Annotated in this window: 13 protein-coding genes; 9 read left to right on the top strand and 4 right to left on the bottom strand. The window is 67.0% G+C overall.

The features are described from left to right. Positions 1–21 precede the first annotated feature (21 nt). From HRL51_RS09310 to HRL51_RS09290, 5 genes are read left to right on the top strand one after another with little or no spacing between them, the layout of a single operon-like run. Positions 22–780: a carbohydrate ABC transporter permease gene (locus tag HRL51_RS09310; RefSeq protein ID WP_218957628.1), complete on the top strand. Its 759-nt coding sequence runs from the start codon at positions 22–24 to the stop codon at positions 778–780. A 60-nt stretch (positions 781–840) separates the two neighbouring features. After that, the gene (locus tag HRL51_RS09305; RefSeq protein WP_172191427.1) at positions 841–1,923 is read left to right on the top strand and encodes a Gfo/Idh/MocA family protein; all 1,083 of its coding nucleotides are present in this window, start codon (positions 841–843) and stop codon (positions 1,921–1,923) included. Beyond that, positions 1,923–2,294, top strand: a complete 372-nt coding sequence (locus HRL51_RS09300) for a tautomerase family protein (RefSeq protein WP_172191425.1) — start codon at positions 1,923–1,925, stop codon at positions 2,292–2,294. Before HRL51_RS09305 ends, HRL51_RS09300 begins: the two co-directional genes overlap by 1 nt. 33 nt (positions 2,295–2,327) lie before the next feature. Further along, positions 2,328–3,122 carry an SDR family oxidoreductase gene (locus HRL51_RS09295; RefSeq protein ID WP_172191423.1) on the top strand — a complete coding sequence of 265 codons (795 nt, stop codon included), beginning with the start codon at positions 2,328–2,330 and terminating at the stop codon, positions 3,120–3,122. Positions 3,123–3,171: 49 nt separating this feature from the next. Next, the gene (locus HRL51_RS09290) at positions 3,172–4,452 is read left to right on the top strand and encodes an endo-1,4-beta-xylanase (protein WP_218957627.1); all 1,281 of its coding nucleotides are present in this window, start codon (positions 3,172–3,174) and stop codon (positions 4,450–4,452) included. Between the two features lie 114 nt (positions 4,453–4,566). Here HRL51_RS09290 and HRL51_RS09285 read toward each other — a convergent pair whose 3' ends face one another. Together HRL51_RS09285 and HRL51_RS09280 are read right to left on the bottom strand one after the other, a co-directional pair. Beyond that, positions 4,567–5,235 (bottom strand): potassium channel family protein, encoded by a 669-nt coding sequence (locus tag HRL51_RS09285; RefSeq protein WP_172119510.1) that lies wholly within the window; start codon positions 5,233–5,235, stop codon positions 4,567–4,569. A gap of 50 nt (positions 5,236–5,285) precedes the next feature. Beyond that, a complete protein-coding gene (locus HRL51_RS09280) occupies positions 5,286–6,851 on the bottom strand; it encodes a TrkH family potassium uptake protein (RefSeq protein ID WP_172119511.1) in 1,566 nt (521 codons plus the stop codon). A 238-nt stretch (positions 6,852–7,089) separates the two neighbouring features. Here HRL51_RS09280 and HRL51_RS09275 point away from each other — a divergent pair, with 238 nt between their 5' ends. The 3 genes from HRL51_RS09275 (at position 7,090) to HRL51_RS09265 (ending at position 8,999) form a co-directional block, all read left to right on the top strand. Then, entirely contained in the window at positions 7,090–7,329 is a 240-nt protein-coding gene (locus HRL51_RS09275) for a helix-turn-helix domain-containing protein (RefSeq protein WP_172119512.1), read from the top strand. A gap of 146 nt (positions 7,330–7,475) precedes the next feature. Next, entirely contained in the window at positions 7,476–7,574 is a 99-nt protein-coding gene (locus HRL51_RS09270; RefSeq protein WP_005504750.1) for a 30S ribosomal protein bS22, read from the top strand. A 147-nt stretch (positions 7,575–7,721) separates the two neighbouring features. Beyond that, positions 7,722–8,999, top strand: coding sequence for a UDP-N-acetylmuramate dehydrogenase (locus tag HRL51_RS09265; RefSeq protein WP_172191419.1), 1,278 nt, complete (start codon positions 7,722–7,724; stop codon positions 8,997–8,999). An 84-nt stretch (positions 9,000–9,083) separates the two neighbouring features. Here HRL51_RS09265 and HRL51_RS09260 read toward each other — a convergent pair whose 3' ends face one another. Then, positions 9,084–10,106 carry an adenosine deaminase gene (locus HRL51_RS09260; RefSeq protein ID WP_172191417.1) on the bottom strand — a complete coding sequence of 341 codons (1,023 nt, stop codon included), beginning with the start codon at positions 10,104–10,106 and terminating at the stop codon, positions 9,084–9,086. 78 nt (positions 10,107–10,184) lie between these two features. Here HRL51_RS09260 and HRL51_RS09255 point away from each other — a divergent pair, with 78 nt between their 5' ends. Further along, positions 10,185–11,441 carry a phosphotransferase gene (locus HRL51_RS09255; RefSeq protein WP_172191415.1) on the top strand — a complete coding sequence of 419 codons (1,257 nt, stop codon included), beginning with the start codon at positions 10,185–10,187 and terminating at the stop codon, positions 11,439–11,441. A gap of 74 nt (positions 11,442–11,515) precedes the next feature. Here the strand turns inward: HRL51_RS09255 and HRL51_RS09250 are convergent, their stop codons facing one another. After that, entirely contained in the window at positions 11,516–12,730 is a 1,215-nt protein-coding gene (locus HRL51_RS09250) for a pyridoxal phosphate-dependent aminotransferase (RefSeq protein WP_172191414.1), read from the bottom strand. Between the last annotated feature and the right edge of the window lie 24 nt (positions 12,731–12,754).

The raw sequence follows: 12,754 nt of genomic DNA, 5'->3' as shown, positions 1-12,754 counted from the left end.
CTGAGACACCGACGAACGCGTGTGCTCCTTCAGGTTATCGCGACAGTACTTGCGCTGCCCTATCTGCTTCCCCTTGTCGCGATGGTGCGGGGATCTTTTGCGGGACGCGGTCTCGGGAACTATGGGAAGGTCTTTGACACCGGGGTGGTCGGAACCTATTTCCGTAACAGTGCGATCATCGCGGTCAGCGTGGTCGTCATCGTGTACCTGGCGACGATGCTGGCGGCTTTTGGGTTCTCTAAGCTTCGATTCGCCGGCAAGGAAATCTGGTTCTGGGCCTTGATCGCGGCGTTGACGATGCCGGAGGCCGTACTGCTGACGCCGCTGTTCGTCATGGCCTCGCGCTTCGACCTGTACAACTCCTATATCGCAGTCATTCTTCCGCTAGCGGCCTTGCAGACACCGTTCGCGGTCATGCTGGCGCGAAATTTCGTCGATGGGATACCCAGCCAGCTTCTTGAGGCCGGGCGAGTCGACGGCGCGAGAATCACTCAGGTCTTCTGGCACATCGTGCTTCCGCTGACGCGGCCGATCGCTGCGACCATCATCGTGCTCACGTTCATCAGCTCCTGGAACTCCTACCTGCTGCCGATGCTGATGCTCAACGACCCGAGCAAGCAGGTCGTGACGCTGCTCCCTTCTTTCTTTACGAGTCAGTACACCAATGACCAGACGGGAGTGCTTGCCGCTGCGGTTATTACGGCTGTGCCGGCCGTCGTCGCCTACCTGTCCGCACAGAAGTACTTCGAGCGTGGAATGGCTGCAGGTGCGTTGAAGTGAGCGCAGAAGTATTACACCTTGTTTATGTCGTCAATATTGATCTTAAGGAATGAGTGAGTGATGAGTCGTCATGATCGTCCTGCCCGCTTTGCCGTGATTGGCGCTGGGTGGCGCGCCCAGTTCCATATCAGGATGGCGCAGGCTGCTCCGGATCGCCTGGAGTGTACTGCCGCACTTGCTCGGCGCCCGCAGGCTCGTGAGGAGCTGCGCAGACAATCGGCTGTCCCTGTAGTCGATACTGTTGAGGACCTCCTGGCCACATACCCCGACTATGTCATCGCCTGCGTCTCATGGCCTGCGATGCCGCAGGTCGTCGAGGATCTCGTCGCTCGTGGTGTCAAGGTCCTGGCCGAGACACCACCGGCACCAGATCTCGATGGGCTCAGGCGCCTGTGGCATGCCGTTGGCTCCACAGGGCTGGTCCAGGTGGCAGAGCAGTACATGTTGATGCCTGGCCACGCCTCGCGGGCTGAGGTGATTCGTCGTGGCGTTATCGGTCGGCCGGCCTTCGTTGAGGTGGCCTCGACGCACATGTATCACGCCGTGTCAATGATGAGGACGTTCCTAGGAACGGGTACCGAGGAAGCTGAGGTGACTGCTTCCCGCCTCACAGCCCCGCTGGTGGATCCGCTGAGCTTCACGGGCTGGCGGGCCTCGGCGCCGTCGAAGGACATGAGCACAACGATTGCGACGCTGGACTTTGGAGACGGCCGGGGAGGGTTGTACGTCTTTGTCGATAATCAGTGGTGGAACCCTCTGCTGGCGCGTCGTCTTGTGGTCCGTGGTGACAAGGGGGAGATCGTTGACGACTCAGTCACGTACCTGGCCGGCGAGGATGTCGTACGGTCGGCACTGTCCTATCGCCGACTTGGTATCGACATGAACCTTGAAGGAAACGAGCTGGACACCGTCTCCTTCAACGGGCAGGTGGTATACCGCAATCCCTGGCGCGGGACACGCCTGTCTGAGGACGACATCGCTGTCGCCTCGTTCCTTGAGATGACAGGGCAATGGGCCCGTGGCGAGGGGCCGGACCCCTACCCGCTGCGGTACGCCTGCCAGGACCATTACCTGTCTCTTGTCATGGAGGAGTCGATTCGCTCTGGACGTGCGGTCCGGGCATCCGAGGAGGTATGGGCCTGATGCCACTGGTCACGATTGAGGTCTCGCAAGACCTCCCTGACACGACGGTCAAGAAGTATGCGGACGCTGTTCACGAAGGGCTCGTCGAAGGCCTGGGGATGGACCGAGAGGATCGCTTCCAGGTCATCCACACGCTGCCGGCCGATCGGCTCGTCGCTCACCCGACCTACCTTGGAGGAGAACGCCGGGACGTCGTGTACGTACGGGTCCTGATGGTGAGGATGTACGGGGTCGATCAGAAACGTGCGATGTACGAAGCTGTTGCACGCCATCTGGAGGCTGCAGGAGTACGCCCAGACGATGTCTTTATCGCGGTAACGGAGAACCAGCTTGAGGACTGGTACCCAGGGGCGCGCGGTGAACGAGGCTGAGGTCATCTGGGGGAGGAGCGCAGCCGTTCCTGTGTGCGCCGCTCCTCGTGGTACCGGAATCTGTTGAGGCAGGAGAAGAGAACCGTGGAGAGACTTGCGCTCGAGGGCCAGCTTGCGCTGGTGACTGGGGCAACCGCTGGTATTGGGCTTGGCGTCGCCCGACGTTTCGTGTCTGAGGGGGCTCAGGTCGTCGTGACAGGAAGGCGGAGGGACAGGCTCCAGGACGCTGCTGACCGTCTAGGACCGGCCTGTCTGACGTTCCAGGGTGATATGTCATGTATGGAAGACCTGGACCGTCTGACGGGTTATATCTCGTCCTTGGGGCACCCGCTGGACATTGTTGTGGCCAATGCTGGAGGCGGAGGCGACCGGGCAGTCGATCAGATGGATGAGGAGACCTATGACCGCGTGATGAACCTGAACGTGAAGAGCGCCTACTTCACGGTCCGCAAGGCGCTGCCCCACATGGCCGACGGTGCGCGCGTCGTTCTCGTGTCCTCGATCTCCGGAGCGAACGGGGATCCTGGTCACTCTGTATACAACGCCTCGAAGGCTGCCGTTCGTTCGCTAGCCCGGTCTTTTACCTCGGACCTGAGATCACGCGGGATCCGGGTCAATGCCATCAGCCCGGGTCCCACCTTGTCAGAGGGATTTGCCTCCTTTGTCGGAGGTCAGGCCGCGGTCGAGCGCATTGAGCAGATGATCCCGGTGGGGCACATCGCCAGTATCGATGAGACTGCGGCGGCTGTCCTCTTCCTAGCCAGTCACGAGTCGAGCTACGTCGCCGGGGCCGAGCTAGTCGTGGACGGCGGTATGAGCCAGGTCTGAGGGCGAGAGCCGATCAGACTGAATGAGACCGAGAGAGAAAGGTAGGTGCGTGGTGGACACAGTCTGCTGTCCCTGTCACGACCAGTATTCCCACCGGACTGAGTCCAGGACCCTGAGAGTCGTCGACGGCGCTGGCAAGCCTCTTGCCCTGACAGATGTCGTCATCGAGCAGACAGGCCATGAGATCGGCTTCGGTAACATCGCGTTTGACTTCGTCAGCGTGGCGAATGGCGAGAGCGACCACAAAGGATCGTTCTTCGGTGGTGCCGAACCTGCGCTCGCTAGCCGCCTGGTAGACGGATTCTTCGATCTGTTCAACTTTGCCACGCTGCCCTTTTACTGGGGATCCTTCGAGCAGGAGGAGGGACGCCCAGATACCGAGCGGCTGCGGCGCACAGCTCAGTGGGTACGAGAACGTGGCGCGCAGCTCAAGGGACACCCGCTTGCGTGGCACACCGTCGCACCGCGGTGGCTTCTTGGGCGGGATAGTGCGGAGACTGAGCGGCTGCTCCGCGGGCGTATTACTCGAGAGGTCTCGGACTTTCGCGGCTTGATCGATATGTGGGACGCGATCAACGAAGCAGTCATCATGCCGGTCTTCACTGCCGAGGACAACGCCATCACCCCTCTGGCTCAGAGGCTAGGAAGGGTGGAGACAGTCCGGCTGGCCTTCGAGACAGCGCGCGCAGCCAATCCCGGCGCTGTGCTTGTGCTCAATGACTTCAACATGTCCCCGAAGTACGAGCAGCTGATTGAGGAGTGCTTACAGGCCGGCATCCAGATTGATGCTCTTGGGCTCCAGTCACATATGCATCAAGGTTACTGGGGTGAGGAGCGGACGCTAGAGGTGCTTGAGCGCTTCTCCCGTTTTGGCCTGCCCATCCACTTCACCGAGTCCACCTTGGTCTCAGGTCACCTGATGCCCAGGCACATTCAGGACCTCAACGACTACCAGGTCCCTGAGTGGCCCTCGACACCCGAGGGCGAGGCCCGGCAGGCGGACGAGATCGTCCGTCACTACTCCACGTTGGTCTCTCACCCCAGTGTCGAGGTCATCACCTACTGGGGGTATACGGACAACGGTTCCTGGCTCGGGGCTCCGGTCGGTCTGGTCCGTGGTGACGGCTCGGCGAAGCCCAGCTATGAGGCCCTGCGAGCGCTCATCAAGGGAGAGTGGTGGATCCCGCCGACACGCGTTCGCACAGACGACGACGGTTGCGTACGGCTTGAAGGGTTCCGGGGCGGGTATCGACTGAGGAGCGGTGACAAGCAGGGGGACCTCAACCTGGCGCGGGGACAGGAGGAGAGGATCTCTGTCCGTTTGGCGTGAGACGGGAGGCTTGGTGAGGGCCGGGCTGTCGCAGTGGTAGGCATGGGGGTGCGGCTCACCCATGGGCGAGCCGCACCCCCATGCCTACCGGAGCCCAGACGCAGCCGTTCTTCCTCAGGCGCGGTTGGCGAACCGCTCCAGGAGCGTGGCGTCACCGCCGACCACCAGCACGTCCTCGGCTGAGACCAGAGTGTCTGGAGTCGCGTACTCAAAGGGTTCGCCAGGGCTCATGAGACCGAAGACGGTGACTCCGTAGCGTGAGCGGACCTTGGACTCGCCGATCGTGAAGCCGTGAAGCTCTGTGGGAGGACGCATCTTGACGATCGTGAAGCCGCCCTTCTCCATCTCGATGTAGTCCAGCATCCGTCCGGACACCAGGTGGGCCGCGCGCTGCCCGGCGTCGAACTCGGGGTAGACGACGTGGTGCGCACCGATACGGCGCAGGATGCGTCCGTGGGCGCGTGAGATCGCCTTGGCCCAGATCTGAGGGGTCTGCAGGTCCACGAGGTTGCCGGTAATGAGGACACTGGCTTCCAGGGAGGTGGCTACGCCCACCACCGCGGTCCCGAACTCCGTGGCGCCCAGCTGCTCCAGGGCCTCCATATCCGTCGCGTCCGCCTCGACCAGGGGGATACGGCCGCTCCACTGGCGCACGATCGTGGGGTTGGACTCCACGGCGAGGACCTCGCGGCCCAGCCTGTCCAGTGTCGCGGCCACGGCCGAGCCGAAGCGCCCCAGGCCGATGACCAGGGTGGAGTCAGTGCGGTCAAGGGAGGGCGCCATCAGTGCTCCTTGGGTGGACGGTCGTGGTCAGAGCGTAGCCGTCTGGTGGCCTAGCCGATGAGCGGGCGCTCGGCTGGCATGCGGATGACCCGGCGGCGCTCGCGCATGGCCAGGGCGCTGGCGGCTGTCATGGTGCCCACCCGGCCGACGAACATGAGCACGATGATGACGTACTTCCCGCTCTCGGGCAGGACCGGCGTGATCCCGGTGGACAGGCCCACGGTGGCGAAGGCGCTGATGACCTCAAACAGGATGCGGTCCAGGGACAGGTCGGTGATCTGCAGCAGCAGCAGCGTCGAGATCCCGACCGCCGCTGAGCCGATCAGCGCCACCGCCACGCTGAGGCGGACGGTGGGCAGCGTGATCCGCCGGCCGAAGGCCTCGATGTCCTGGTCTCCTCGTGCCTCGGCAGCGACCGCCAGCAGGAGGACGGCGAAGGTCGAGACCTTGATGCCTCCGGCCGTGGAGGCGGAGCCGCCGCCAATGAACATGAGCGTGTCCTGGAGGAACCAGGTCGCCTCGTGCATGTGCTCTGGTGGGATCGTGGACAGGCCTGAGGAGCGAGCGTTGACGCCGTTGAGCAGGGCGGTCAGTAGCTTGCCCCCCACCGGTAGCGGTCCGTAGGTGTTAGGGTTGGTCCACTCAAAGGCTGCGATCGTGACTGACGAGAGCGCGGTGAGGGCCAGGTAGGTGGTGAGCGTCAGCTTGGTGTGCAGCGTCCACAGCCGAGGACGACGGCGGTGCCTGACGACGTCGAGGATCACGGGAAAGCCGATCGCGCCCACGAAGGTGCCCAGGATGATGGGTAGTCCCATCCACCAGTCCGAGGCGTAGGGAGCCAGCCCCTCGGGCATGATGACGAAGCCCGCGTTGTTGAAGATCGAGGCTGACATGAACACCGCGTACCACAGTGAGTGCCACGGGTCGAGCCCCAGGGTCAGGAAGCGCGGCAGCAGGATCGCGGCGAGGACGGCCTCGACCCCCAGTGCCGTGTAGATGACGGCCCGCAGCAGGGAGGCGACGTCGCCCAGCCGCGACTGGTTCTCGGTGGCAGCGAGCATGCGCTGGGTCAGCCCCACGTGGCGTGACACGGCGAAGGACAGCAAGGACGCCATGGTCATGATGCCCAGGCCGCCCACGGCTGCGCCCATGATGATGACGCCCTGGCCGAACGTGGACCATGCCGTCGCCGTGTCGACGGTCGTCAGGCCGGTCACGCACACGGCTGAGGTGGCGGTGAACAGCGCGTCAACGAAGCTGGCGGCCGGCTGGTCGCCCGGCGTCGACATCGGCAGGCACAGCAGGGCAGTCACTGCCACGACGATGAAGGCGAAGACGAGGACCGCCAGACGTGCCGGGGCGAAGCGCGCGGCCCGCTCGACGCGGGCGCGGACCTGGAACCGCTGGGTCAGCCGGTGCAGCCAGCCGTCCTCCTTGGTGACCGGGCGGTAGTAGACGAGATCGGGGTTGACGGGCCGGGGCTGGGCGGCCCGGCGCCTGATGACGCCCAGGGGCAGTGGCGCGTGCCAGCCACGAGGGCGGCTGGGCTCGCCGTCGGTGCGGCGGGCGCGGCGCGGCATACGGGACGGCGAGGGCTGAGTCGGCACGGACGCCATTGTGGCCTCTTTGCGTATGCAGTGCTGCCACCGCGTCGTCCTGGCGCCGATCACAGTGACGGAAGCGTCTGCTGAGACGAAATATGTGAGATGCGACGCCTGTGACGTCAGGGGGTGCTGATGACGTGTGCGTCGGCTGAGGCGCAGGATATAGTGACGTCGCTGACGCCTGTGGCTTCGTGCCCGACGCGTCGCGTCCTATCCCCACGACGACTCCAGCAGACGGGACCTTGCTTCCATGGCACCGGGTACTTCTCCCTCCGGCGCATCAGGCGCCCCCTCGTTCCTGACCGTGGCCGAGGTCGCAGCCATGCTGCGCGTGTCCAAGATGACGGTCTACCGCATGGTGCACTCCGGCGACCTGCCGGCGATGCAGGTCGGTCGTTCCTTCCGCGTGCCTGAGCGCGCGGTCGAGGAGTACCTGGCTGCGAGCCTAGGTGACTGGGGCCACGAGGACTCGGCGTCGACGGGCTCCTGAAAACCGCTAGAATCAGCCGGTCACCTGTGTGATCGGGCGGGCTCGCCCCCAACCCGACCACCCTGCTCGCCCGACCTGGTGTCGGTGTGCTGGCGCGACGCCGTCGGCTGCGAGCGGACCGGCACCCACGACCACAAGGAGTCCCCATGGGATCTGTCATCAAGAAGCGCCGCAAGCGCATGTCCAAGAAGAAGCACCGCAAGCTGCTGCGCAAGACGCGTCACCAGCGTCGCAACAAGAAGTGACGAGATGTGCCCGGAGCCCGTGCTCCGGGCACACTTGTTCCTGGCGTCCCTACGTGGCGCCCGGGCCTGCACGCAGCGGCCTGCGTGAGCGCACAGGAACGGCGGGCCCTGGGACGCCCTGCCCATGACCGCGAAGGAGTTCACCGTATGAGCGACCAGCTCGGGACCAGCAACATCATCGGAGACTCGCTCAGTGACACCGAGCAGTGCATGATGCCGATCTCGGTGGACGCCTCGCCGGAGCAGTGGCCCGCACCGGTGCCCTCGCTCGCTCGTGAGCCCGGGGCGGCTACGCCTGCGACGACGCTGGCCGAGCTGACGACGATGCGCGTGGGCGGTCCCGTGGGCGAGTACGTCGAGGCCACGACCGAGGCCGAGATGATCGACGCCGTTCGTCAGGCTGACGACGCCGGGCGTCCCCTGCTCGTCATCGGCGGCGGCTCGAACATCGTCGCCTCCGACGCCGGCTTTGACGGCCTGGTGCTGCGAGACTCCCGTCAGGAGGTCTCCCTCCTGGCTGACGACCGCTGTGGCGGGGTCGAGATCAGCGCTACCGCAGGCACCACCTGGGACGACCTCGTACGTCAGGCCGTGGCCAGCCAGTGGGGTGGTTTCGAGACCCTGTCAGGGATCCCCGGCACGGTCGGAGCGGCGCCGGTGCAGAACATCGGGGCCTACGGCACTGAGGTCGCCGAGCTCCTGGCGAGCGTGCGCGTGTGGGACCGGGCCGCCGGCCAGGCACTGCAGCTGCCTCTGTCCCGCCTGCGGCTGTCCTACCGGGACTCCGAGCTCAAGCGGTCCCTGACCGACCCGCAGGTCGGAGGCGGGCGGACGTGGGGGCCCACAGGTCGCTGGGTCGTGCTGTCCGCGACCTTCTCGGTGCGCCAGGCCTCACTGTCGTCGCCCATCGCCTACAACCAGCTGGCCCAGGCGCTGGGCACTGAGCCGGGCGAGCGGGTGGACGCACTGGCCGTGCGTGAGGCGGTCCTCGACCTGCGTCGCTCCAAGGGCATGGTGCTGGACCCTGGTGACCATGACACCTGGTCCGCCGGCTCCTTCTTCACCAACCCGGTGCTCACCACTGAGCAGGCCGAGCACCTGCCGGCTGACGCTCCTCGCTACCCGGTCACCGACCACACCCGCGTCGTGCCGGGAACGGTCCCTGCGCCCGTGGTGGAGGGCCTGGTCAAGACCAGCGCCGCGTGGCTGATCGAGCACGCAGGATTCTCCAAGGGCTTCAGCGTGGCTTGTGAGGGAGCAGCAGGTCCGGCCGCCAGCCTGTCCACCAAGCACGTGCTGGCCCTGACCAACCGAGGCTCCGCCCGAGCCCGCGACGTCACCGACCTGCGTGACGCCGTCGTCGAGGGCGTGCGTCGGGCCTACGGCATCATGCTCGTTCCCGAGCCCGTGCACGTGGGCTGGTAGTGACAGGCTCGTGTCCGCTCCTGAGCGCTCGGTGGCAGCCGGCAGCGTCCTCGTCGTCGTGGCCGGAACGGCTGGAGCCCTCGCCTAGTCCTGCGGGGTAGCCAGCCACTGGTCGACCTCGGCCAACCAGGCTGCCTTGGACGACGGCGAGGCCAGCGAGGCCCGGATCGATCCTCGTGCGAGCTCGGCCAGGGCGGCGTCATCCAGTCCCAGACCACGGGCGATCTCGTACTGGTCGGTCAGGCGAGAGTGGAAGAGCAGGGGGTCGTCAGCGCTCAGCGCCACCTGCGCGCCGTGGTCGAGCAGAGTCGGCAGCGGTACGTCTGCGGGCTCGTGGTAGACCCCGAGGCTCACGTTCGAGGCAGGGCACACCTCCAGGCTGATACCGCGGGCCACGACCTCGTCCAGCAGTGCCGGGTCCTCGGCGGTACGGACCCCGTGCCCGAGGCGGGTGGGACCGAGCGCGCTGACGACGTCGCGTACGTGGGAGGGGCCCAGCAGCTCACCGCCGTGGGGCAGCGAGGCCAGCCCCGCCCGCCGCGCGATACCGAAGGCCGGTCCCCACGAGGCGGTGTCCCCGGCCCGCTCGTCGTTGGACAGGCCGAAGCCGACGACCGTCCCCGGCTCGTCGCCTGCGTAGCGCACTGCCAGGCGCGCGAGGGTACGGGCGTCCAGGGGATGGCGGATCCGTGAGGCCGCCACGATGACGGCGACCTCGACGCCGGACAGGACCGTGGCCTGGCGTGCGGCGTCGAGAATGATCTCCAGGGCCGGGGTGATCCCGCCGACGTAGGGGGCGTAGGCGGTGGGGTCCACCTGGATCTCCAGGCGACGGGAGCCCTCCGCCGCGTCGTCGAGCGCGGCCTCGACGACGATACGTCGCATCGTCTCCTCGCTCGTGACCAGGTGCCGGGCCGTGTCGTAGGCGCGCTGGAAGCGGAACCAGCCGCGGTGGTCAGCCGGGACGCGCAGAGGGTCGCCGTCGATGAAGGAGGACGGCAGCCGGGTGCGTGAGCCCTGGGCGAGGTCCACCAACGTCTCCAGGCGCATCGATCCTGTGAAGTGCAGGTGCAGGTGCGCCTTGGGCAGGGTGGACAGGTCGCGCATGGCCGGATTGTCCCACGGCTTTCTCACCGTGGCCCCGTCAGGCCTGGCCTCGGCGCCGGTCTAGGGCATGCTTGGGGCATGAGCAACGCACCGGCCGGTTACGAGCCAGAGGATGTCGCGCTCCTGACAGGCCCTCAGGCGGCCCTGGTCCTTGCCGCGGCGCTGGTGCCGGCAGGCCAGCAGCTGGTGAGCTGGGAGGTTCACTCTGTCCATCACCGGCCGGGCGCCGGCGTCTCGGTCGGCTATACCGTCGTCGTCGCCTCCACGGGCGGGCTGCGTACGACCCAGTACCTGTGCGCGACGACGGCTCGGCTGTCCTCCCCGCAGGCCCCGGGCCTCATGACGGTCGCCCCGGCAGGCCTGTTGAGGCGCTCCCCGGCGCCGATCCGCGTGTGGCGCCATCCCGCTGACCCGGAGCTGCCGGCCCTGCCCGTGGCGTGCACGCCGGCTCTGCTCAGCCAGCGCCTGGGAGTCCCTGTCCAGACCTCGATCGTGGCGTACCGGCCTACGCGCCGCGCCGTGGTGCGTGTGACCTTCGGGGACGGCACCACGGCCTACGCCAAGGTCTTCCGCCCCGGACAGGCGGCAGCCTTCGCCAAGCGGCAGCGGATGCTGCGGGCCTCGGGCGTGCCGGTGCCCGAGGTCCTGCGTGCCGATGCTGACGGGCTGGTGCTGCTGTCCACCGGACGCGGCGTGGCGCTGTCCGTGCTGCTCTCCCGGGGTATGGACTCCACGACGTCGGCGAGGGTGTTCGCCTCCCTGACCCAGGTGCTCAACACCCTGCCGGCCCAGGCGCTGGCGCTGGAGGCCAGGCCGGCGTGGTCGGACCGGGTACGTCACTACGCCCACGCGGCAGCCACGGTGCTTCCCGAGCACGCCGCACGCGCCCGGGCGGTGGCTGACGGCGTCGAGGCTCTCATGAGGACCTCGGACCCGGGGCCGGTGGTCCCGGTCCACGGGGACTTCTACGAGGCGAACGTGCTGATGGAGGGCGAGGCCGTGGCCAGCCTGCTGGACGTGGACTCGCTGGGGCCTGGGCGGCGTGTGGACGACCTGGCCTGCCTGCTCGGGCACGTCAGCGTGCTTGACCACCTGGCGCCCGCCTCCTACCCGCGTCTGCGTCCGGTGCTGGAGACCTGGACGGCCCTGGCACAGGCCCAGTGCGATCCGGTGGCGCTGCGGGCGCGCTGTGCCGGTGTGGTGCTCTCACTCGTGGCTGGCGCTCGTCGCGAGGACGGAGGGCCGTGGAGGCCCGACGCTGAGGGACGTCTGGCTCGTGCCGAGACCTGGCTCGCCCAGGCTCGCGAGATCCAGGCACGTCGAGGCGCGCACTAGGGCCCTTGAGCGGGAAGGGGCTCACCGTCGACGACGGACGGTGATCCCCTTCCCGCTCAAGGGACGTGCTGCGGCTACTCAGCCTCAGCCAGCAGCGAGGCGAGGCGGCCGATACCCTCGCGGATCGCGTCGTCGCTCGTCGCGTAGGACAGGCGCAGGAACCCGGAGCGTCCGAAGGCCTCACCGGGGACCACGGCGACGTCGACCTCCTCGAGGATCGTGCCGGCCAGGGTGATCGAGGAGTCGATGACCGTGCCGCGCAGGCTCTTGCCGATCAGGCCCTCGATGCTCGGGTAGGCGTAGAAGGCGCCCTGAGGGTGGGGAACGGTCAGGCCCTCGATGCCGCTGAGCATGTCCACCATGAGCCGGCGCCGGCGGTCGAAGGCCTCACGCATCTTCTCCACGGCAGCGAGGTCACCGGCCACGGCCGCCAGGGCAGCGCGCTGGGAGACGTTGGCGACGTTGGAGGACAGGTGGGACTGGAGGTTGGTGGCAGCCTTGACGACGTCGCTCGGGCCGATGAGCCATCCCACGCGCCACCCGGTCATGGCGTAGGTCTTGGCGACACCGTTGAGCACCACGGTCTGCTCAGCCAGCTCCGGGACGAGCCGGACGATGTGCGCAGCCTGCGCGCCGTCGTAGAGGAGGTGCTCGTAGATCTCGTCGGTGACGACCCAGATCCCGTGCTCCAGGGCCCACTGGCCGATGGCGGTGAGCTCCTCGGGGGTGTAGACCGCGCCGGTCGGGTTGGAGGGCGAGCACACCAGAAGGACCTTGGTGCGCTCGGTGCGTACCGCCTCCAGCTGCTCGACGCTCACCTTGTACCCCTGCTCCGCGCCGGCGAAGACCTCGACCGGGACGCCGCCGGCTAGGCGCACGCACTCGGGGTAGGTCACCCAGTAGGGAGCGGGGAGGATGACCTCGTCACCCGGGTCCACCAGTGCGGCGAAGGCCTCGTAGACGGCCTGCTTGCCGCCGTTGGTGACGATGACGTCGTCCGGGCTCACCTCGTAGCCGGAGTCGCGCAGCGTCTTGGCCGCGATCGCCTCGCGCAGTGCCGGAAGCCCCTTGGCGGGGGAGTACTTGTGGTTGAGCGGGTCCTTGGCCGCGGCGACGGCGGCCTCGACGATGTAGTCCGGGGTCGGGAAGTCGGGCTCGCCGGCACCGAAGCCGATGACGGGACGACCAGCGGCCTTGAGGGCCTTGGCCTTGGCGTCGACGGCGAGCGTGGCTGAGGGGGCAATGGCAGCGAGACGGGCGGAGACACGTGCCCGAGGTGCAGTACTCACGGGTCCATGGTCCCACAGTCAACG

This window comes from Actinomyces faecalis, assembly GCF_013184985.2.
GTDB lineage: Bacteria > Actinomycetota > Actinomycetes > Actinomycetales > Actinomycetaceae > Actinomyces > Actinomyces faecalis.
The sequence above is the reverse complement of the archived record's forward strand: the minus strand, read 5'-3'. Positions and strand labels throughout refer to the sequence as shown.